Origin of the sequence: Mesorhizobium sp. B2-8-9 (assembly GCF_006439475.1) — a bacterium.
In the GTDB taxonomy this organism is placed as follows: domain Bacteria; phylum Pseudomonadota; class Alphaproteobacteria; order Rhizobiales; family Rhizobiaceae; genus Mesorhizobium.
The window spans coordinates 1-21262 of record NZ_VFTQ01000004.1 but is presented as its reverse complement, the minus strand read 5'-3'; the positions used below and the strand labels follow the sequence as shown (position 1 = coordinate 21262).

General features: G+C 64.1%; 22 protein-coding genes and 1 pseudogene. 15 read left to right on the top strand and 8 right to left on the bottom strand.

The features are described 5' to 3' along the window. Positions 1 to 33 precede the first annotated feature (33 nt). Positions 34 to 291, top strand: a complete 258-nt coding sequence (locus FJ423_RS06255; RefSeq protein ID WP_040982323.1) for a DUF2171 domain-containing protein — start codon at positions 34 to 36, stop codon at positions 289 to 291. Positions 292 to 306: 15 nt separating this feature from the next. On the opposite strand, the gene FJ423_RS06250 is transcribed toward FJ423_RS06255, so the two are convergent. Beyond that, a complete protein-coding gene (locus tag FJ423_RS06250; protein ID WP_140840143.1) occupies positions 307 to 1323 on the bottom strand; it encodes a P1 family peptidase in 1017 nt (338 codons plus the stop codon). Then, positions 1323 to 2393 (bottom strand): branched-chain amino acid ABC transporter substrate-binding protein, encoded by a 1071-nt coding sequence (locus tag FJ423_RS06245; RefSeq protein WP_140840141.1) that lies wholly within the window; start codon positions 2391 to 2393, stop codon positions 1323 to 1325. Before FJ423_RS06245 ends, FJ423_RS06250 begins: the two co-directional genes overlap by 1 nt. Before the next feature lie 191 nt (positions 2394 to 2584). Here FJ423_RS06245 and FJ423_RS06240 point away from each other — a divergent pair, with 191 nt between their 5' ends. From FJ423_RS06240 to FJ423_RS06210, 7 genes are all read left to right on the top strand, one after another. Further along, positions 2585 to 3079, top strand: a complete 495-nt coding sequence (locus tag FJ423_RS06240; protein ID WP_140695039.1) for a flavin reductase — start codon at positions 2585 to 2587, stop codon at positions 3077 to 3079. A 28-nt stretch (positions 3080 to 3107) separates the two neighbouring features. Next, on the top strand, positions 3108 to 4031 hold the full coding sequence (locus FJ423_RS06235) for a MoxR family ATPase (RefSeq protein ID WP_140840139.1): 924 nt from the start codon (positions 3108 to 3110) through the stop codon (positions 4029 to 4031). 5 nt (positions 4032 to 4036) lie between these two features. Beyond that, positions 4037 to 5284, top strand: coding sequence for a VWA domain-containing protein (locus tag FJ423_RS06230; protein WP_181174732.1), 1248 nt, complete (start codon positions 4037 to 4039; stop codon positions 5282 to 5284). An 86-nt stretch (positions 5285 to 5370) separates the two neighbouring features. Continuing rightward, complete coding sequence (locus tag FJ423_RS06225; RefSeq protein WP_140840137.1) at positions 5371 to 5709, top strand: XdhC family protein; 339 nt, start codon at positions 5371 to 5373, stop codon at positions 5707 to 5709. 6 nt (positions 5710 to 5715) lie between these two features. Then, entirely contained in the window at positions 5716 to 6420 is a 705-nt protein-coding gene (locus FJ423_RS06220; protein WP_140840135.1) for an XdhC family protein, read from the top strand. After that, positions 6417 to 8033, top strand: a complete 1617-nt coding sequence (locus FJ423_RS06215; protein WP_140840133.1) for a molybdopterin-binding/glycosyltransferase family 2 protein — start codon at positions 6417 to 6419, stop codon at positions 8031 to 8033. The genes FJ423_RS06220 and FJ423_RS06215 overlap by 4 nt, the downstream gene beginning before the upstream one ends. 21 nt (positions 8034 to 8054) lie before the next feature. Then, positions 8055 to 8954, top strand: coding sequence for an alpha/beta hydrolase (locus FJ423_RS06210; protein WP_246680098.1), 900 nt, complete (start codon positions 8055 to 8057; stop codon positions 8952 to 8954). A gap of 15 nt (positions 8955 to 8969) precedes the next feature. On the opposite strand, the gene FJ423_RS06205 is transcribed toward FJ423_RS06210, so the two are convergent. Continuing rightward, complete coding sequence (locus FJ423_RS06205; protein ID WP_140840131.1) at positions 8970 to 10019, bottom strand: DUF1176 domain-containing protein; 1050 nt, start codon at positions 10017 to 10019, stop codon at positions 8970 to 8972. 141 nt (positions 10020 to 10160) lie between these two features. Here FJ423_RS06205 and FJ423_RS06200 point away from each other — a divergent pair, with 141 nt between their 5' ends. Beyond that, entirely contained in the window at positions 10161 to 10667 is a 507-nt protein-coding gene (locus FJ423_RS06200; RefSeq protein WP_140840129.1) for a DUF1993 family protein, read from the top strand. A gap of 53 nt (positions 10668 to 10720) precedes the next feature. On the opposite strand, the gene FJ423_RS06195 is transcribed toward FJ423_RS06200, so the two are convergent. Then, positions 10721 to 10885: a DUF1127 domain-containing protein gene (locus tag FJ423_RS06195; protein WP_140546832.1), complete on the bottom strand. Its 165-nt coding sequence runs from the start codon at positions 10883 to 10885 to the stop codon at positions 10721 to 10723. A gap of 392 nt (positions 10886 to 11277) precedes the next feature. Between FJ423_RS06195 and FJ423_RS06190 the strand changes: the two genes are divergently transcribed. The 3 genes from FJ423_RS06190 to FJ423_RS06180 all read left to right on the top strand — a co-directional run bounded on the left by FJ423_RS06190 (position 11278) and on the right by FJ423_RS06180 (position 14473). Further along, positions 11278 to 11736, top strand: coding sequence for a hypothetical protein (locus FJ423_RS06190; protein WP_140840528.1), 459 nt, complete (start codon positions 11278 to 11280; stop codon positions 11734 to 11736). A 349-nt stretch (positions 11737 to 12085) separates the two neighbouring features. Continuing rightward, positions 12086 to 13153 (top strand): aldo/keto reductase, encoded by a 1068-nt coding sequence (locus FJ423_RS06185; protein WP_140840127.1) that lies wholly within the window; start codon positions 12086 to 12088, stop codon positions 13151 to 13153. 51 nt (positions 13154 to 13204) lie between these two features. Further along, complete coding sequence (locus tag FJ423_RS06180) at positions 13205 to 14473, top strand: cysteine desulfurase-like protein (RefSeq protein ID WP_140840125.1); 1269 nt, start codon at positions 13205 to 13207, stop codon at positions 14471 to 14473. A gap of 53 nt (positions 14474 to 14526) precedes the next feature. On the opposite strand, the gene FJ423_RS06175 is transcribed toward FJ423_RS06180, so the two are convergent. From FJ423_RS06175 to FJ423_RS06160, 4 genes are read right to left on the bottom strand one after another with little or no spacing between them, the layout of a single operon-like run. Then, entirely contained in the window at positions 14527 to 15555 is a 1029-nt protein-coding gene (locus FJ423_RS06175) for a histone deacetylase family protein (protein ID WP_140840123.1), read from the bottom strand. A gap of 2 nt (positions 15556 to 15557) precedes the next feature. Continuing rightward, a complete protein-coding gene (locus FJ423_RS06170; protein ID WP_140840121.1) occupies positions 15558 to 16052 on the bottom strand; it encodes a GNAT family N-acetyltransferase in 495 nt (164 codons plus the stop codon). Positions 16053 to 16065: 13 nt separating this feature from the next. Then, positions 16066 to 17448: an aspartate aminotransferase family protein gene (locus FJ423_RS06165; protein WP_140840119.1), complete on the bottom strand. Its 1383-nt coding sequence runs from the start codon at positions 17446 to 17448 to the stop codon at positions 16066 to 16068. 1 nt (position 17449) lies between these two features. Next, complete coding sequence (locus FJ423_RS06160; RefSeq protein WP_140840117.1) at positions 17450 to 19090, bottom strand: N,N-dimethylformamidase beta subunit family domain-containing protein; 1641 nt, start codon at positions 19088 to 19090, stop codon at positions 17450 to 17452. 146 nt (positions 19091 to 19236) lie between these two features. On the opposite strand from FJ423_RS06160, the gene FJ423_RS06155 reads away from it, so the two are divergent. The 3 genes and pseudogenes from FJ423_RS06155 (at position 19237) to FJ423_RS06145 (ending at position 21089) form a co-directional block, all read left to right on the top strand. After that, the gene (locus FJ423_RS06155; RefSeq protein ID WP_042644583.1) at positions 19237 to 19485 is read left to right on the top strand and encodes a ParB N-terminal domain-containing protein; all 249 of its coding nucleotides are present in this window, start codon (positions 19237 to 19239) and stop codon (positions 19483 to 19485) included. 123 nt (positions 19486 to 19608) lie between these two features. After that, a pseudogene (locus FJ423_RS06150) lies at positions 19609 to 20556 on the top strand (alpha/beta hydrolase). 137 nt (positions 20557 to 20693) lie between these two features. After that, entirely contained in the window at positions 20694 to 21089 is a 396-nt protein-coding gene (locus tag FJ423_RS06145; protein ID WP_095765229.1) for a GFA family protein, read from the top strand. The last annotated feature ends 173 nt before the right edge of the window (positions 21090 to 21262 follow it).

Sequence of the window (21262 nt, the reverse complement as noted above, 5' to 3'; positions counted from 1 at the left end):
AAAGGGCACATCGCCATTCAGCGGAGAACCAGCATGAGCACCGATATCAGCAAGATACGCGGACATATGGAAGTGATCGGCGCCGACGGCGTCCATATCGGCACCGTCGACAAGGTCGAGGGTGACCGGATCAAGCTGACCAAGGCCGACAGCGGCATGGGCTCGCATAAGGGTCATCACCACTACATTTCGCTTGCCCTGGTCGCGGAGATCGACGGCCAGAAGGTATGGCTCTCCGCGAATTCGGATGTCGCGGTCACCTTCGAGGAAGAAAAATCCGATCCGACCTGATCGGGGCCGGGCCAATCAGCGCGACGACCAGACCGGAAACAAATCACCGTCGGCGGGCGTCGCGGCATGGACGCCGCGGCTGATCGCGCGCGCCATGGTGGCGCCGGCGGCTGCGAACAGGTCGATCGCGGCATCGGCGCCGAGCTCGATGCCGCTCCTGCCGGTCGCCAGGGCAAAGACGAGATCGCCGTCCGCCGGCGTGTGCGTTGGCCAGATGGCGCGTGCGAAGCCGTCATGCGCCGAAATCGCCAGTCGCTTGGCCGCGGCCTTGGTCAGGATGGCGTCCGTGGCGATGACGGCGATGGTGGTGCTGCCGCCTTCGGCCTCGCCGCCCATTTGCCTGGCGCGGTATTTCAGCAGGATCTTTCTGGCATCTTCAGGCAGCGGGGCCGGGTAGCCGAGGCCGCCGAACTCGTCGCCGATCTCGAAGGGCGCCGCCCAGAAATGGCGGCTGCGGCCGACCGTCACCGAGCCGGTCGGATTGACGGCGGCGAGCGCGCCGACAGTGACGCCGCTATCGAGCGCGGTCGAGGCGGAGCCCAGCCCGCCTTTGAGACCGGAGGTCAGGGCGCCGGTGCCGGCGCCAGCCGTGCCGATGACAAAATCCACTGCTGCCGTCTGCACGGCCTCATAGCCGAGCTCGCGATAGGGCGGGTAACGGCCCCAAGCCTTGTCGCCGCCATTGCGCAGGTCGAACAGGATCGCGGCCGGCACGATCGGCACGCGGAAGCCGCCGACCTCGACACCGATGTTCTTTTCGCGCAACGCCGCCTGTACGCCCGAGGCGGCGTCGAGGCCGAAGGCGGAACCGCCGGACAGAACGACGGCGTGGATCATCGCGATCGAATTCTGCGGCTCGAGCAGGTCGGTTTCGCGCGTGCCCGGCGCGCCGCCCAGCACCTGGACGCCGGCAGCCGCGGGCTCGTCGCACAGCACCACCGTGACGCCGGATTTGAGCCTGGCGTCGGCGGCATTGCCGACGCGAAGGCCGGTAACGTCGGTGATCAGATTGCGCGGACCGGTGCGGAACATCACTTGTCCTCCAGCGGCACGAAATGCGTGCCGTCGAAGCGGAAGAGGCGGAACGGGTTCTGGCTGAGATCGCCCTTGTCGTCGAAGCGGACGGTGCCGATCGCGGTCGCAAATTCACGGCCGGTCAGCGCTTCGACGAGCGGCTGTCCAGTGCTTTCCGCACCGGCCAACGCGGCCTTGGCGACCTCGACCGCGGCATAGGCCGGAAGCGTGTAGCCGTCCGGCACGATGTTCTTCGCTGCGAAACCCTGCACCACCTTGGGATCGGCGATCTCCGACCATTCCGGCGGGGCAATCATCAGCGTGCCGACGGCATAGGGCACATCGCCCGGCGGCGTGCGCAGGTTTTCGCCGCCGGCAAAGGTGATGCCGGCATCGAGCTGGGCGGCGTCGCGGCCCATGATGGCGACATCCTCGCCGTCGCCGCCGGCGAACACCTTGGTCGCGCCGGCCTTCTTCAACCGGCCGATCAGCCCGATCTGGTTGTCGAGCTGCGGCCGGAACGTGTCGGTGAAGACCGGCTTCAAGGCAGCCTGTTCGGCTGCGGCGCGAAAGGTCTCGGCCATCTCGCGGCCATAGATGGTGCCGTCATCGACGATGGCGAACAGGTCGTCGCGCCAGAGCTGGATTAGCTTGGCGGCGACCGCATTGCGCTCATCGTCGCCGCGCGGGCCGAGCCGGTAGACCGGCCAGCCGGTCTTGGCGCGCCGGTCGGTCAGGCTTTCGGTGCGCACGCCGACCGTGATGACCGGGATGTTGGCATCCTTCAGGATCGGCAGCGCCGCCTCGATCGCGTCAGTGCAGAGAAAGCCCACCACGACATTGACCTTGGCGTCGACGAATTCGTTCGCTGCTGCGGCGCCGCCATCGGCGGTGCAGGCATCGTCCACGGCCTTGATCGCGATGCCGTTCGCTTCCGCCGCAAGGCCGGCGCCGGCCTCGATCTGCTTGCCGAGGATCGCCGATGGGCCGGAAAGCGGCGCGGCAATGCCGACCAGCGTCTCGGCGTCGGCGCTCGCGGTCAGCGACAACCAGAGCAGCACGGCTGATGTCGTCGTGAGAAGACGCATTCGGGCTAAGAGATCCTCCATGCCGGGAATACAGTCCCGACACTATTTCAGGAAATGCCTAAAGGCTGGCTAAGCGCCGCGCAACACGCGAATTTGCGGATTGCGGTCAAGCACTTCGCCCACGCTATGCAACTTGTGGCGTGCAATATGCCGCCATATATAACGAACTGGTTTCGACAGGTGGACATCGGGTGCTGAAGATCAATGATATCGGGCCGCAGCATTATCGCGATGCGATGGCGCATTTTGCCGGCCATGTGCATGTGGTGACGACCGACGGGCCCGGCGGCAAAAGGGGCGCGACGGTGATCGCCGCCTGTTCGGTCTCGGACACCCCGCCGACGGTGCTGGTCTGCCTCAACCGCGAGAACGCCAAGAACGAGGCTTTCGTCAAGAACGGCAAGTTCGCGCTCAACACCCTCGCATCGGACCAGGAAGCCGTATCGGTCGCCTTTTCCGGCATCACCGGCCTGCCGGTGGAGGAGCGCTTCGCGCTTGCCGAATGGGACGTGATCTCGACCGGCGCCCCGACGCTGAAAGGCGCGCTGGCCGTGTTCGACTGCGAGATCATCGATAGCAAGGACCTTGCCACCCACCGTGTGCTTTTTGGCAAGGTGACAGGCCTGCGCATCGGCGATAATTTGCGGCCGCTGATCTACCACAACCGCGGCTATCATTTTCTTTGAACGTGCAAGCGGGATCCACGGAGACAAGATGACCGCGCCGCGCCCCGCGCCGAAAACGATCGACGAAACGCTCGATCTTTTGACAGGCGCGGATTATGTCGCGGACCGTTCGCTGGCGACGGTGCTGTTTCTTTCACTGCGCATGAAGCGGCCCTTGTTCCTCGAAGGCGAGGCGGGCGTCGGCAAAACCGAGATCGCCAAAGTGCTGGCCGGCGCGCTCGGCCGCCGCCTGATCCGGCTGCAATGCTATGAAGGGCTCGACGTCTCCTCGGCCGTCTATGAGTGGAACTATGCCGCGCAGATGATCGAGATCCGCATGGAGGAAGCGGCGGGCAAGGTCGTCCGCTCTGATATGGAGCGTAACGTCTTTTCCGAGAAATACCTGATCCGCCGTCCGGTGCTCGACGCGCTGACCGGCAAGGCGGGTGCCGCGCCGGTGTTCCTGATCGACGAGCTCGATCGCACCGACGAAGCTTTCGAGGCGTTCCTGCTCGAGATTCTTTCCGATTTCCAGGTAACAGTTCCGGAACTTGGCACGATTAAGGCGGAAGAACCGCCGATCGTCATCATCACCACCAACCGTACGCGCGAGATCCACGACGCGTTGAAGCGTCGCTGTCTCTATCACTGGGTCGACTATCCGAACGCCGAACGCGAGCTGGAGATCGTGCGGCGCAAGGTGCCGCAGGCGAACCGCAGGCTGTCGGCGGAGGTCGTGTCCTTCATCCAGAAGCTGCGCCAAGTCGAGCTGTTCAAGGCGCCCGGCGTTGCCGAGACCATCGATTGGGCCGGCGCCTTGACCGAGCTCGACAAGGTGGCACTCGATCCGGAGACCGTGTCGGACACCATCGGCGTGCTTCTAAAATACCAGGACGACATCGCCCGTATCGGCGAGGGCGAGGGCCGGCGCATCCTCAATGAGGTGAAGGCCGAGCTGTCGGCGGCGGAGTAGGCGCGATGCCTGTGCCGCGTCCGGAACCCAAGGAAGCGCTCGCCGATGGGCGCATCGCCGACAACATCGTCTATTTCGCGCGTGCGTTGCGCAAGGCAGGCATGCGCGTCGGTCCGGCTTCCGTGAAGGACGCCATCGAGGCGGTGCTTGCCGCCGGCATCGGCTCGCGCGACGATTTCTACTGGACGCTGCATGCGGTGCTCGTCTCGCGGCGCGAGGATCATCCTGTCTTCGACGAGGCCTTCCGCCTGTTCTGGAAATCGCGCGAGCTGATCGAGAAGCTGCTGGCGATGTTCTCGCCGGTCGCGCCGGACGATCGCGAAAAGCAGAAGCCGCGGGCGGCGGAGAACCGCGTCAGCCAGGCGATGTTCGAAGGCCATCGGAAGAATCAACCGGTCCGGGAAGTGCCGGAGATCGAGATCGATGCGCGCCTCACCTTTTCCGGCAACGAGGTGCTGCGCGGCAAGGATTTTGCCCAGATGGATGCGGCGGAGATGGCCGAAGCCAAAAAGGCGATCGCGGCCTTGCGCCTGCCCTTCGATCTTGTCCGCACACGGCGCTTCAGGGCGGACGCGCAAGGGGGCCGCATCGATCCGCGCGCCATGATGCGCTCGGCCGCGCGCACCGGCGGCGAGCTTATCCTGCCGAAATTCCGGTCTCCGCGCGAAGCGCATCCGCCGCTGGTCGTTCTGGCCGACATTTCCGGCTCGATGAGCCAGTATACGCGCATCTTCCTGCATTTCCTGCATGCGCTGACGGAGAAGCGCCGGCGCGTGCACGCCTTCGTCTTCGGCACGCGGCTGACCAACCTGACCCGCCAGATGCGCCATCGCGATCCCGACGAGGCGCTGGCCGAATGCTCGGCGGCGGTGAAGGACTGGTCGGGCGGCACCCGCATCGGCGACACGCTTGCCGAGTTCAACCGGCTGTGGTCGCGGCGCGTGCTGGGGCAGGGCGCCGTGGTGCTTCTCATCACCGACGGGCTGGAGCGCGACGACGTCGCTGGCCTTTCGCAGGAGATGGAGCGGTTGCAAAAATCCTGCCGGCGGCTGATCTGGCTCAATCCGCTGTTGCGCTTCGACGGTTTTGAGGCCCGCGCCCGTGGCGTGAAAGCGATGCTGCCCTATGTCGATGAGTTCCGGGCAGTGCACAATCTCGACGCGCTGGCCGATCTTTGCGCCTCGCTCGACCAGCGGCCGGCGACTTCGGTCGACCCGCGCCGCTGGCAAGCTGGCGGGAGGCAGGCCGCGTAGCCATGTGTTTCCTTGGCGGGAAACCAACGTTTACCGTAGGGACGACCAAGGTTTTCCTTGAAAAACAGACTTTGCGAGAAGCGACGATGGATGAGAGCATTTATCTCGACGAGGCCCGCGATCCCCTGATCATCGCGGAAAGCTGGATGAAGGACGGCAAGGATGTCGCCATCGCGACCGTGGTCGAGACCTGGGGTTCGGCGCCTCGCCCGGTTGGCAGCCATCTGGTCATTGACGCCGAGGGCAATTTCCATGGCTCGGTCTCCGGCGGCTGTGTTGAGGGCGCCGTGGTGACGGAGGCGATGGACGTCATCGACAGTGGCAAGGCAAAGATGCTGGAGTTTGGCGTCGCCGACGAGACCGCATGGCAGGTGGGCCTGTCCTGCGGCGGCCGCATCAAGGTCTATGTCGAGCGGCTGGGCTGATCACAGATGGATCCCTACGTCCTGAAGACGCTGAACGAAGAACGCCGCGCCCGCCGCGCCGCGGTGCTTGTCACCGACCTCGGCGACGGCCGCGACCGCATCGTGCGCGAGGGCGACCATGTCGCAGGCGATCTCGGGGTGGCGATCGCCAATGCGTTCCGCACCGGCAATTCGCAATCGGTGGAGGCGGAAGGGCGGACCTTTTTCCTCAATGCGCATCTGCCGCGCCCGCGTCTGGTGGTGATCGGCGCCGTGCATATCAGCCAGGCGCTGGCGCCGATGGCGAAGATCGCCGGCTATCCGGTCGAGATCATCGATCCGCGCACCGCCTTCGCGACCCCGGAGCGCTTTCCCGACGTTGCGCTACATGCCGAATGGCCGCAGGATGTGCTGAAACGCGCGCCACTCGACAGCTATACCGCCCTTGCCGCCGTCACCCACGATCCGAAGATCGACGATTTCGCGCTGAAGGCGGCGCTCGACGCCCGATGCTTTTACGTCGGGGCGCTCGGTAGTCGCAAGACCCACGCCAAGCGTGTCGAACGCCTGCTGGCGCTCGGCGCCGGTGCCGACCAGATCGCCCGCATCCACGCGCCGATCGGCCTCGATATCGGTGCTGCCAGTCCGGCCGAGATCGCCGTCGCCGTCCTTGCGCAGACGATCCACGCCTTCCGCTCGCGCGGTTTCGAAGCAAAAGGCGCCGTGGCGTGAGATTCGGACCGGTTCCGATCGACGAGGCGGAAGGGGCGGTGCTGGCGCATGCGACCACCGCCGGCGAAAAACGCTTCCGCAAGGCGCACCGGCTGAGCCGCCAGGATATCGAGGCGCTCAAGGCGGCGGGCGTCGACGAAGTCGTCGCGGCGGTTCTTGCCGCGGACGATTTGGGCGAAGATGTCGCAGCCGCGAAGATCGCCTCCGCCATGCGTCACCGCAACGTCGAGGTCAAGCCGGCCGCGACCGGGCGGGTGAATTTGCATGCGGAAGCCTCAGGCGTCTTTACCGTCGACGCCGCGATGATCGACGCCATCAATGCCGTCGATCCAGCCATCACCATAGCGACGCTGGCGCAGCATGCGCCGGTCGAGAAGGGGCAGATGGTGGCGACGGTCAAGATCATCCCCTTTGCCGTCGCCGAAAGCCTGGTGGACAGCGTGGTGAGGATCTGCGCCGGCCGCGAGATATTTGCCGTCAATGCCTATCGCCCCATAACTGTCGGCGTCATCCAGACGATGCTTCCCGGCGTCAAGCCGAGCGTGCTCGACAAGACGCTGCGCGTCACCGAGGCGCGCCTGGCGCGTTTCGGCGGCCGACTTACGGCCGAGCGGCGCACGCCGCACGACGTGGCGCCGGTCGCCGCGGCCGCAACCCAGCTGGCGCGCGACAACGACATGGTGGTGATCTTCGGCGCCTCGGCGATGAGCGACTTCGCCGATGTCGTGCCGGCCGCGATCGAGTGTGCCGGCGGTACCGTCGTCCGCGCGGGCATGCCGGTCGACCCCGGCAATCTGCTGGTGCTCGGAACGCTCGACGGCAAGCGCATCGTCGGCGCGCCCGGATGCGCGCGCAGCCCGAAGGAAAATGGCTTCGACTGGGTGCTCGATCGGCTGGTTGCCGGGCTTGAAGTGACCGCGAGCGACATTGCCGGCATGGGCGTCGGCGGGCTTTTGATGGAAATCCCGACCCGGCCGCAGCCGCGCGAGCCGGCGCCGCAGCCGGCAAGGTCGGCGCTGAAAGTCGATATCGTGCTCCTGGCCGCCGGCCGATCGAGCCGCATGGGCGGGCCGAACAAGCTTCTGGCGCTGTTCGACGGTGAGCCGCTGGTGCGCCGCACTGCCGGTCGTGCGCTGGCCTCGAAGGCCGCCGCCACCGTCGTCGTCACCGGCCATCAGCGCGAGCGCGTGCGTTCGGCGCTTGGCGGTCTTGGCGTGACATTCGTGGACAATTCGGATTTCGCCGATGGCCTCGCTTCGTCGTTGAAGGCGGGTATCGCGAAGGTCGCGCCCGACGCGGCCGGCGCCCTGATCGTGCTTGGCGACATGCCGGGTGTTTCGTCGAAAGACCTCGACAGCCTGATCGACGCGTTCCGCCGCGCCGGCGGCCGCTCCGTGGTGCGCGCTTCGTACCAAGGCAAGCGCGGCAATCCGGTGCTTTTGCCGCGCTCGCTTTTCGCGGCCGTCGCGCAGCTCGAGGGCGATACCGGGGCGCGTCATCTGGTCGAGGCCGAGGGTCTCGACGTCATCGATGTCGAGATCGGGCAGGGGGCCTCGATCGATGTCGACACGCGCGAGGCGCTGGAAGGGGCGGGCGGCGTTCTGCAGGATTGACAAAGCGGAGCCGAATTTCGCATGCCTCTCGGCATGGCTTTGCGTTATCGACGTTTCTTCGCCCTGATCGCCGCGACGGCGCTGTCCCTCTCGGTCGCCGAGGGGCAAACGCTTTCGCTGAAATCGTTCAAGGACGATCTGTTCGCTTATCCGGCGACACTGTCGACGAGCGACAATGGCGCTTACACCGTCCTCGACTATCGCGAGATGCGCGACATAAATCAGCGCGACGAGGTGCCGGAAAAGCGCGTGCATGCGCAATACACCGATCCCGGGGTGCGCAAGGTGCAGCAGGACCTGATGCTGAAGACCGATGCCGGCGATATCAGACATGTCGCGGTCGGCAGGACGGAAGGCGCGTCCATCATTGTGCTCTATCTGCACGGGCAAGGCGGCAGCCGCAAGCAAGGCGTGGACGACTTCACCTTCGGCGGCAATTTCAATCGCATCAAGAACCTGATGGCCGCCAACAACGGGCTCTATCTTTCGCCCGATTTCCCCGATTTCGGCGACAAGGGCGCGGCGCAGGTCGCGGCGCTCATCGACCACTATGCCGAGACATCGCCGAGCGCGAAAATCTTCGTCGCCTGCGGCTCGATGGGCGGGATCATCTGCTGGAAGCTCGCCGCGCGCAATGACACGGGCGGCCGCATCAACGGGCTGCTGCTGCTCGGATCGCTGTGGGACGACAGCTTTCTCACCAGCCCCGCCTTCAAGCGCCGCGTACCGGTGTTCTTCGGCCAGGGCAGCCATGACGTGGTCTTCCCGGTGGAGAAGCAGGAAGCCTTCTTCCGCTCGATTCTGGCCAAGAAGGCTTATCCGACCCGCTTCGTGCGCTTCGAAACCGGCACCCACGGCACGCCGATCCGCATGGTCGACTGGCGCGGCACGCTGAACTGGATGCTGACGAAAGCGCCGTGATTGCGCTGCAGCGCCTCAAGGCGCCGTGTTGTAGTCGATGACCGTCTGCGGATTTTGCTCGCCGTCATAGGATGCATCGACGTCATACTGGACGAGCGAGAAATCGCCGTTGCGGAAAAGGTAGGTTCCCGATGACGAGGCATCCCCCACACCACGCCATTTGTTGGATGTGGTGATGGTTTTTGTGTTGTCGTCATAGTCCGAGTTGGTCGCCCAGCCGCTGGTCTTGAACCCGATGATATGGATCGATTCGACCTTGCCTTCGCTGTTGTTGTTCTCGTAGCGGATGTCGAGCTCCGGCTCGGTGAACTGCAACTGTGAGACGCCGTTGACGTCGTCGGTGATGTAGTAGACCGCCGTCTCGTTGTAGGCGGCCATCGAGCAGAAGAAGCGGAACAGCCGCGTCTCGCGCTCCGGGTCGCTGGGCTGGGCGTCCTTGTCCTTATAGTGGATGGAATGAGCCTCTGGCTCGCCGATCGGCTTGCCGTCAGGATCCTGCTTGTCGCACTGGTCGCCATAGGTGGCGAGGAAGGCTTTCTTGGCCTGCTCCAATGCCTCGTCCTTCTTTGGCGGCGGCGGACCGTCGCCGCAGCTTGCCGGCACGGCGCTGTCGAAATCCTCGGTCGACGGCTTCAACGCGCCCTTGTCGATGAAGATCGGCTGAAAGGGCGGCTCCTGGATCTGCGCATTGACTTGGCGGACCGTGTAGCAGCCGGCGAAAACCTTGGCGTCGCCTTTCTTGTCGGTCGCCTGGATGGCGACGGGGACGCTGTAATAGATGCTGCCGGCAGCACCGTCCTCCGAGATGGCGCCAGTCTTGACTTCGACCCTGTCGGTGCCGTCGTAACCCTTGACGAAGGTGTTGAAATCCTTTGCCGGCTTCGTATCGCCGAAATAGCCCCAGGCACGGGCGAATTCGTGACGGTTGATGGCGCTGTAAAGCGAGCGGACGACCGCATCGGCGCTTGATCGGTCATCGACATAGGGCGCATCCGCCGCGGACGCGGAATGCGTGAGGCCGGCCAATGAGAAAAAGACAGTCGCTGCGAAAGTGGCTCTTTTCATCGAATCCTCCGCTCGGTAACGAAAATACTACCACGGCGATTGCGGCGGCGCGGTGACGCCATAGCCACGGCCGCTTGAAGAATCGTGGCGGGAGGCGCTAGTTCACGGCCCGCGGCGCTGGGCCGCGTGGGGAGATTGCCCGTGACCATTTCCATGTACGACATATCGGTGGGCGTTTTTTCCGCCAGGCTGAAGGCGCTGGCCAGCGTCTTGACGGCGGCGGAGCAGAATGCCGGCGAACGCAAGATTGATCCGCAGGTGTTCCTCACGGCGCGGCTGGCGCCCGACATGTTCGCGCTGGCCAGGCAGATCCAGATCGCCACCGACCATGCCAAGGGCGCGCCGTCGCGGCTCGCCGGGCGCGAGGTGCCGAAATATGAGGACAATGAAGCGAGCTTTGCCGAGTTGCAGGCCCGGATCGCCAAGACGCTCGATTATCTGGCGACATTTGCGGCGGCCGATCTGGAAGGATCTGAGGACAGGACGGTCGAAGTGCGGCTCGGCGGCCGCGAAACCACGCTGCCTGGCCTGCAATATCTGCTGCACCTGGCGATGCCGAATTTCTATTTCCACGTCACCACAGCCTACGACATCCTGCGCCACAATGGCGTGCCGCTCAGCAAGCAGACTTTTCTCGGAAATCGTTGATGTTGAATGGCTTGGAGGTTTCCCGGGATTCCGGGAAACCTCTTTGGCTCAGCTCAGCGGATCGACATTTCGCGCGCGATGCGCGGAAAATCCGCCGGCTTGACGCCGATATCGGCGCGGTCCGCATTGCTCATCGCGTTCAGAAGCGCAAGCGCCGAGCGGTAACGCTGGTGTTCCTGCGGCCTCGGCCGAGCGAACATTTCAGTGAAGAACCCCATGACTCAGTTGCCCCAGTTGGTCCTCCCGACGCCAGCATATAGGCGATTTGTTAAAATTGTGCAGTGCAGCATTTGCATGGCTGCCATGCCGCGACAATTTTTCCCGCCACAATCGATTTTCCGTGAAACTTTTCGGTAGCCTCGACCGTAGGCACCCGTGCCGGCACATGGCTGGCTTTTTCCTCGCCACTCTGGCGACCTTGCCGGACTGCACGAAGAGCAGTCCGGCTTTTTATTTTCCGATGCCGTCTTGCCGGGCGGAAAAGCCGCCAATTGTCAATATCGCCAGAATTCATTCTTAACGAGAGCCCACTATGTTTGGCGGCATCACTGCATGCCGTCACGACAGGGAGGTTGAGATCGGCACCGGGAACAAGCTCGATTTCGCTTCGTTGCTCGACGACCTGATCGTCGCCTCGGAGAAAGGCGAGGACGAGGGCGCCCGACCGTCCATCCCGTTTGATTACCTGTCCGTGGCCGATGAACTGCATTCCGGCCGCATCAAGGTCGCCGGCGAGAGCGTCGCCGCCGAATATCGCGAGTCCGCCGCCGACCTCGCTGCCGAGTTCGCAGCACTTCTCGACCAGGCGAAACTGACGCTTGCCGGCGAAGAGCAGTGGCCGGAGGAGAAGCTGCCGCCGATCGATCCCGAAGCGATCGCCGGCGAGCTCGGCCTCGACCGTCCGGCCAAGAACGCCGATTTCGGTCGCATCCGCCGTAACTTCGCCTTCGCCAACCATCCGGACCGGGTCGCGCCGCATCTGCGCCTGCGTGCGATGATCCGCATGCAGGTTGCCAACATGCTGATCGACGAGGCCAAGCGGCGGGCGCTGGCCGGGGCCAGGCGGTAGTTCCCTCCATCAGAGACTTCGCTATCGAAATTGGCTGGAGCCTCTCCAATATTCGTCATCCTTGGGCGTAGCGGCGCGAAGCGGAGCGCAGACCCAAGGATCCATTCCGTGACCTTCAACGTAGAGTGCGACGGTGCAGAATTCTGTAACCGCTGCAACGCTTTAGGGTAACGGAATGGATTCTAGGGTCTGCGCGCGTCGCTTCGCTCCTTGCTCCGCCCTAGAATGACGAACTGACTGACGCTTCGGCCAATCTCGAAACTGGGCGGCTTTGCAAAACGCAAGCGTTTTGCTCTATGTTCAACCTCCTCCCCGCGCTGTCCGCGCAAACCTCCCGCCGGAGAATTCTATGCATAAGCGCCGCCTCGGTCGGACCGATCTCCTTGTTTCGCAAATCTGCCTCGGCTCGATGACGTGGGGTCAGCAGAACAGCGAGGCGGAAGGCCACGCGCAGATGGACCTGGCGTTCTCGCGCGGGGTGAATTTCATCGACACGGCCGAGCTTTACCCGATCCCGCCCAAGGCAGAGACGCAAGGGCGAACCGAGAGGATCATCGGCAGCTGGATGAAGGCCAATCGAAACCGCGACAAGGTCATCCTTGCCTCGAAGGTGGTCGGCCGCACGGCCAACGCATGGTTCCGCGGCGATCGTCCGTCGAAGCTGGTGCGCGCCGACATTTTCGACGCGGTCGAGAAATCGCTGGCCAAGCTCGGCACCGACTATATCGACCTCTACCAGATCCACTGGCCGGACCGGGACATTCCGTGGGGTTCGAACCCGACGCGGATCGGAGCGGTGGCGCGCCGGGCCGATGCCGCAGCCGCGCCCGCAGACGAAACACCGATTGCCGAGACGCTCGCCGTCTTCCAGGACCTGGTGAAAGCCGGCAAGATCCGCCATCTCGGCCTCTCGAACGAAAGCTCCTGGGGCGTCATGCGTTTCGTCTTCGAAGCCGAGAAGGGCTCCGGCCCGCGCGTCGCCTCGCTTCAGAACGCCTACAACCTCGTCAACCGCACCTTCGAGGTGAACCTTGCGGAGGTCTGCGAGCGCGAGGAGATCGCGTTTCTTCCCTATTCGCCGTTGGCGCAGGGTTATCTCACCGGAAAATACGATCATGGCGCGCGACCGCAGGGCTCGCGCTCGCAGCTGTTCAACCGAGGCCAGCGCTACGAGACGCCGAACGCGGCGGAGGTGCTGCTTCAGTACAATGAGCTGGCACGTTCCTTCGGCATGGAGCCAGCGCTTTTTGCCAACGCCTATGTGGCGAGCCGGCCCTTCGTGACCGCGAACATCGTCGGCGCCACCAGCGTTGCGCAACTCGATGTGGCGCTGTCCTCGGTCGACGTCACCTGGACGGAAGAAATGCAGAAGGCGGTCGACGCGATCCATCAGCGTGTCGGCAATCCGTGCCCTTGAGCGGGAATCGTCGAGAAAAGACGGATCGTTGAGAAAAAACAGGGGGAGACGATGGCAGACTTTCCGATCGAGGCCGTGCGCGGCAGATTTCCGGCGCTTTCGCTCGCCGATGACGGTCGCCGGCGTATCTATCTCGACAATCCAGCCGGCACGCAGGTGCCGCTGACGGTGGCGGACGCGGTGTCGCGCTGCCTGCTGACGACCAATGCCAATCTCGGTGGTTTCTTTGAAACGACGGTCGCGGCCCAGAAAGTGGTCGACGCTGCGCATGCCGCTATGGCTGATTTCCTGAACGCATCGAGCGTCGAGGAGATCGTCATCGGCGCCAATATGACGACGCTGACCTACCACATGTCGCGCACCCTCGGCCGCACGATGAAGCCAGGCGACGAGATCATCGTCACGCGCATGGACCATGAGGGCAATGTCTCGCCCTGGCTGCAGCTTGCCGAGGATCTCGGCCTGGTCGTGCACTTCCTGCCGTTCGACGAGCGGAGCTGGCAGGTGGAGGAGGCGGCGCTCAAGGGACTGCTTTCGGAAAAGACGCGGCTTGTCGCGCTGAACTATGCCTCCAATCTCACCGGCTCGATCAACCGTGTGAAGGCGCTGACGGCGATTGCCAAGCAGGCGGGCGCATTGGTCTACGTCGATGCCGTGCAATTCGCGCCGCACGGGCTGATCGACGTGCAGGCGCTCGGCTGCGATTTCCTGATCTGCTCGGCCTATAAATTCTTCGGGCCGCATATGGGAATATTGTGGGGCCGGCGCGACGTGATCGACGCGCTCCAGCCTTACAAATGCCGCTGCTCGTCGAACGTCCTGCCCGAGCGGTTCGAGCTCGGCACGCCGCAGATCGAGCTGATGGCCGGGTTGACGGCGGCAATCGACTATTTCGCCGATCTCGGCGCTGCCGCCGGCGAGAGCGGGTCGCGCCGGCAGCGGATCGCCAAGGCGTTCGAGGTCTCGTTTGCTTACGAGAATACGCTTGCCCGGCAACTGATCGAAGGCCTGTCCAGCATCGAGGGGCTGGTGATCCACGGCATCATCGATCTGGAACGCCTCGCCGAGCGGGTGCCGACCGTTTCCTTCACCGTCGAAGGCATCGCGCCGGAAACGATCGTGCGGCAGATGAATGCCGAGAACATCTTCGTCTGGTCAGGCCACAATTATGCGTGGGAGGTCGTCCACCAGCTCGGAATACCCGCCGAGCAGGGCGTCGTGCGCATCGGCATCGCGCATTACAACACGGCCGCCGAGATCGAGGAGACGCTGGAGAGCGTGCACCGCGTGATCGCGATGCTGCGGCAGCAGCGCTCCTAGTTTTTTAGCTTTACGCAATTCCGAACCGCTACACACTTTTCCTGGAATTGCTTCTAACCCTGCTTGCCGCCGAAGCCGGTGAGGAAAGCGGTGAGATTGTCGCCGAGCGCATCGCAGAGATAGCCGCCTTCCTGGACGACGACCGTCGGCAGGCCGAGTCCGGCTATCGCTTCGCCGATGCGCGAGAAGCCAGGCGTCGTCACCGACAGGCCGCCGAACGGATCACCCTCGAAAGCGTCGAGCCCGAGCGCCACGACCAGCGCTTCCGGCGCGAAGGCGCGGATGCGCTGGAAGGCCGTCGCCAGCGCTTCGAGAAAGGCCGCGTCGGCGGACTTGCGCGGAAGCGGCAGGTTGAGATTGTAGCCGAGGCCGGGACCTTCGCCGCGCTCGTCTGCATATCCCCAGAAGAACGGGTAGAAGCGCAGCGGATCGGCGTGCAGCGAGACGGTGAGCACGTCGGGGCGGGCATAGAAGATGCCTTGCGTGCCGTTGCCGTGATGCAGGTCGACATCGAGGATGGCGACGCGGGCGGCGTTCTTGCGCAGCACCTGCGCCGCGACCGCCGAATTGTTGATGAAGCAGAAGCCGCCGGCTACATCGGCGAAGGCGTGATGGCCGGGCGGCCGGCAGAGCGCATAGGCCGAAGGCGCGCCGGCCATCACCGCTTCGGCAGCTTCCACTGCGCTCCAGCCGCTCCACAGCGCGCTGTTCCAGGTCTCGGCCGAAATCGGGCAGGCGGTGTCGGCCATGTGGTAGCCGGCCTGGCCGACCGCCGAGGCCGGGTAGGAGCCGGCGCGGGCGATCGGGTGGATGTTCGGGATGACTTCCGCGGAGGCGCCTTCGATGCGCTGCCAGCGCGCAAAAATGTGCTCGAGAAAATCGAGATATTCAGGCGTATGCACCGCGGCGATCGGGCCAAGCCCATGATTGCCTGGACGTTCGATCGTCAAGCCTGCCGATCTTGCGCCAGCTAACAATCGTTCAATCCGCTCCGGCTTTTCCGGGTTGGGCTGCGGCGCGCCGCTGGAGAGGAAAGCTTTCGGGTCATGGCGCTTCTGCTCCTCGGCATAGAAGGCTTTCATCGTCATTCCTCCGGCGTATCGGCAAAGGCGAAAAAGGCATCGCCGACGATTTTCTGCACCTGCTCGTAGCTCGACCGGCCGATGCCCAGTCTTTCGTAGAAGGCCTTGGCCGTCTCATTGTCGGTATCGACGGACAGCCTCAGATAGCCACCTCCGGCCGCGCGGCACTCCTTCGCCACGCGTCTGAGCAGTTTTTCGCCGATGCGGCGGCCGCGGAAGCGATCCTCGACATAAAGGTCCTGCACATAGACGCCGAGACGGCCCATCCAGGTCGAGAAAATCGGGAAATGCAGGCAAAGCCCGGCGAACTCGCCGTCGATCTCAGCGATCAGGGTCGAGAAGGCGGGTTTGGCGCCGAAGCCGTAGCGGCGCAGATCCTCGGGCGTCGAAGTGATTTCCTGATGCGCGCCGATATCGGTGCCGAGGCGCAGCAGGGCGGCGTGGATGGTTTCGACATCATCGAGGGTGCCAGGGCGGAGGGTGATTGGTGCCGGCATCAAAACACCTTTCTCATCCCTCCACCGGCAGATCGAGTTCCTCCGCCAGCGCCTCCAGCGAATCTCCGATGATGGAAATCATCTCGCCGATCTGGTCTCTGGTGATGATCATCGGCGGCGCCACCATGAAATTGTCGCCGTCGACGCCGCCCTTGACCTTGCGGCCATAGATGATCAGGCCGCGCGCATAGGCGTGGTCGAGCAGGCGCTGCGTCGCCTTGCTGGCCGGATCAATGGGCTTCAGTGTCTCCGGATCGGCGACCATTTCGGCGCCGGTGAGCAGGCCCTTGCCGCGCACGTCGGCGATGAAGGGGAAGCGCTTTTGCAAGCCCTTCAACTCCGCCATCAGCACGTCGCCCATGGCGGCGGCGTTGACGATGAGATCGAGCCGGTCCATCTCGCCGAGCACGGCGAGGCCGGCGGCGCAGGCAAGCGGATTGCCGGCATAGGTGTGGCCGTGCTGGAAACCGCCGGAGGCCAGCAGCGGCTCGACCAGGCGCATCGGCGCGGCGAGGGCGCCGAGCGGCGCGTAACCCGAGCCCAGCCCCTTCGAGAGGGCGACGATGTCGGGCCTGCAGTTCCAGTGGTCGCCGCCGAGGAACTTGCCTGTCCTGCCGGCGCCGCTCATCACCTCGTCATGAATCAGAAGAATGCCGTAGCGGTCGCAGATTTCGCGGATGCGCGGATAGTAGCTGTCGGGCGCGACAAGGGCTGCGGTCGCGGCACCGCCGACCGGCTCCATGATGAAGGCTAAAACGCTTTCCGGCCCTTCGGCGAGAATCTTTTCCTCCAGCATGTCGGCATAGCGAAGACCGCGCTGCTCCATCGAGAGATTGTCGCGGTCGCGCCAGGCTGTGGGCGCAGGCACTGTCGGCATCACCTTCATCATCGGCGTGAAGGTTTCGGCCAGCGCATCGTCGCCGGTGACGGCAAGCGAGCCCAGCGTGCCGCCATGATAGGAGGGGAAGCGGGTGATCACCTTCCAGCGCTTCGGCTGGCCGGTGGCGACCGCCCATTGGCGGGCGAGCTTGATGCAGGATTCGGTCGCTTCCGAGCCGCCCGAAACGAAGAAGATGCGGTCCATGCCTTCGGGCAGCTTGCCGGCCAGGGCGCGCGCAAGCTCCTCGGCCGGCTCATTTTCGAAATGCAACCGGTAGGCGAAGGTGGTCTTGTCCATCTGCCGCTTCATGGCGTCGAGCACGTTACGGTTGGAGTGGCCGATATTGGCGACCATCGGCCCGCTCGAGCCGTCGATGAAGCGGCGACCGTCCTTCGTCCAGAAATAGATGCCCTCGGCGCGGTCGACGAGCGGCCGGCGCAGGCTGGAGAGGTAGAACAAATGCGACGGCGGCCGCGCTTCGGCCTCTGCTGCAGGCTGGACTTCCAGTTTCGACATGTCAGGGCTTTCCGAGATAGCGGTCGAGAACATTTTTGGTCACGCGTTCGACCATCGCGTCCTGCCTTAGCAGGCCGGCGACCCATTCGCAGCTTCCGGCATGGAACACCTCGCCTTTGCCGCGCGGAAAATTGACGATCATGCCGTTGCCGCGCTTGACCTTGTCGAGATTGGCGTCGCTCGCCTCGCCGAACAAGGTCTCGGCGGTGAAGCGGCCATCCTCGTCGGTGAGGAACTGGTCCTCGATTGGGATGTCGGCGCTTTCCTCGACCTGGCTCGCCATGCCAACGGCCAGCACCTGCAAGCCGTCCGGCGCGCCGCTGGTCGCGGTCGGGTAGGGCAGGCCGCCACGGATCTCGAAATCGAGGCCGTCGACTTCATAGCCGTAGACATGGCTGTCGGCGCCGAGCAGGTCGCCATAATAGATGCCGGTGCCGGCGAAGGCCCAATGCTCGGGACGGTAGACCGGAAAGCCGCGCACGCCGCGCGGCGCGCAGCCGCCCCAGCCGGCATAGACGCCTCGGGTCGCATTGAGGCCGAAGGTGGCGCTGCCTGGACGGCCGATCTCAGGCGCTTCCCAGGAATTGGTGGCGCGGGTGACGTCGCCGCCGCGATAGGCCGGGTCTTCCGCGCGTGCCTTGTATTTATAGCAGACCTGGCGGCGGCCTTGGTCCTCCAGCCTCGTCTGCCACATGAAATTGCCGGCGAAGCGCGCCGCATGTCCGCCGCGCTCAACATAGGTGTCGACGGCATCGCGCATCTCCCAGGTCCAGTATTCGTCGTGGCCGACGAAGACGACGCAGTCATAGCCGTCGAGGATTTCGGGCGAGAGATGGAGGTCGTGCTGGCTCGCGAGATCGACCTGATAGCCGGCGCGCTCGGCGAATCGGAAGAAATGGCTGTCATAGCTCGCCCAGCCGGACGAGGCGTATTTCTTCGAATGTCCCGTGGCGAAGGCCCATTCCATATGCGGATAGCGTGGCACGGTCTTCGGCGGCACCGCGACTTCCAGCGGCACGCGCGGCGCATCCTTGGGCAGCACGACAAAGCCGCGGCACCAAGGGCGCTCAATCGACACTGTCGTGGCGTATTGATCGCGGTTCGGACCGGTGATGCCCTGATAGTGGTTCGAGCCGCCCCAGGTGTTGTAAGCGAGCCAGGTGCCGGTAGCGGCGACCTGCAGCAGGCGGCCGGGCTTGCGGCCGGGCAGGGGTGTGACAATGAAGAGATGATGGCTGTGGATCGGCGTGCCGTTTCGGCCTTCGGCCGACAGCGTCACGCGGTAGGCGCCGGACGGCCAATCGTCGCCGACACGGAATTCGAACGAAGCCTCCCAGCCGCAGCCTTCGACCGAGCATTGGTCGGGCGTATCCTGCCAGCGCGCCAACAGGCCCGCTCCCTCGAAGACTATTGTTTCGTTGTCGCCGTCGCGAATGATGGCGAGGCTGAAATGCGGCGCCGACGCGCTGACGAAGAGCGTTACCGTCTCGCCGGGGCGATAGGAAAACCGGTCGCTGTAGCACCAGATCTCGCCGCTCGGGCCATCCATTCCCGGCCATTCGTAATAGTGGCCGCGCACCGCCTCGCGGCGCTGCTCGGGCGTCAGCCCGAAATCGGGGAATTCACTGGGCAGTTGCGTCAAGGAACACCTGAGATCACGAGGCCGTCATTGAGACCATCGGCTGGCCAAGCGTCAAATGGAAAGCATCGGGCCAGCGCGCTCGCGCTTGGCCGCCGCCGGCAAACCAACTATTCATGCTGAGGCGACATTCTCGCCGAGGAGCCGACATGCTGCGTGTGCAAAAGGTCAAGGTCGACGACATCTACGTGCCGACGGCGCGGCGCAAGACGCTGCATCCCGAGACGGTGCGCCATCTTGCCGAGGATATTCTCGAAAACGGCATGAAGACCCCGATACAGGTGCGACACGACGGCAAGCGCCACATCCTGGTCGAGGGGCTGCATAGGCTCGAAGCCGCGAAATGGCTCGGCGAGACCATGATCGACGCTTATCTAGTGCAGGCCAAGCGCCACTGATCCTTCTTCTTTGGAGTCGCCTGCCGAGGCGCTTCCACTCTCCCTCGAATTATTTAGCGGGCCATGTCGGCTTGGGTTCTCCCACCGCGTCCTCGAGGCAACGCAAGCGGAGAGGAGACTGAAATGCCCAAGACCCTGTTTTTCGCCATCCTTGCTTCGGCAATGACCCTCATAGCCTCGCCGAGCGCACAATCCGAGGAGACCAAGCCTGTCATGACCAGTGAAACCAAAGCTCTCTTGAAGCCGGAAAAATCCGGCCTGCTGCCGATCGACGGCGTGAACTACTACTACGCCGTCTAGGGCAAGGGCGAGCCGCTGCTTCTTTTGCATGGCGGCCTGGGTTCGAGTGACATGTTCGCGCCGATCCTGCCGAAATTTGCCGAACATCGCACGGTGATCGCCGTCGACCTGCAGGGACATGGCCGCACCGCGCTCGGCGAACGGCCTTTAGGCCTTGAGGCGATGGGCGACGACATGGCGGCTATCGTCAAGGCGCTCGGCTACGACAAGGTCGACGTCATGGGCTATTCGCTTGGCGGCGGCGTCGCCTTCCGCATGGCCGTCCAGCATCCCGAAGCGGTGCGTCGGCTGGTCATGGTGTCGACCGGCTACGCCGCCAACGGCTTCTATGACGAGATGCGTCCGAAGCAGGCGCAGGTGAGCGCGGCGGCCGCCGAGTTCATGAAGGACACGCCGATGTACAAATCCTATGTCGCCGTGGCGCCGAAGCCCGAGGATTTCCCAAAACTGCTCGATGCGCTCGGCGCCTTCATGTGCAAGGACTATGATTTCTCGGCCGACGTGCCGAAGCTGAAGATGCCCGTCATGCTCGTCTACGGCGACAGCGACATGTACAAGCCCGAGCACGAGATCAAGTTCTTCCAGATGCTCGGCGGCGGATTGAAGGACGCCGGCTGGATGCGCGAGCACCTGTCGCAGAACCGGCTGGCGATCATCCCCAACCGCACGCATTACGACGTGTTCTTCGCGCCGGAACTGGTCGCCAGCACGCTGCCGTTCCTCGACGGTGTCACCAAGGTGAAGACCTGGGACGAGATCGTCAGCGAATGAATCCTGGCCGCTGGCCGCCTGACGCAGCCGGCCAGCGGCATCAGCTCAAGCGATCGTATCCCATCAATGTTTTTTGATTGACCCTGCCATGCCGGCCACTAGGGTGCCCGGCATTTCCTCGAGGCAGGTGTCTGGTGATGACCAAGTATGAGGGCGGATGCCTTTGCGGCGCGGTGCGCTACAGGGCCGAGGCCGAGCCGATCAACGAACGCATCTGCCATTGCCGCATCTGCCAGAGAGCGATCGGCGCCGCCTTCAATGCGCGACTTCTGTTTCGCATCGACGACGTGACCATCGAAGGACCGGTGGCGACGATCAATTCCACGCCAGACCTCAAGCGCGGCTTCTGTCCGGTTTGCGGCACGACTTTGTTCTCACGCCGCGATTCCAGGGGCATTCTCGGCATCACCTCCGGCTCGCTCGACGACCCGTCGCTGTTCAAGCCCGACATGCATTTCTGGACCGCGTCGAAGCAGCCCTGGGTGATGCTTGACGATGGCCTGCCGCAATATGAAGGCGCGCCGCCGGCGTAGCTTCTTCCTTCTCCCCTTGTGGGAGAAGGTGGCCGAGCGAAGCTCGGTCGGATGAGGGGTGTTCCAGAGAATACCAGCGTCTCACTCCGCTGGTATACCCCTTGTATCTGCACGGACAGAGATTTGTGCGATGGAAGCGACTGAGCCTCGAACCGGATGGCCATCCGATTCGA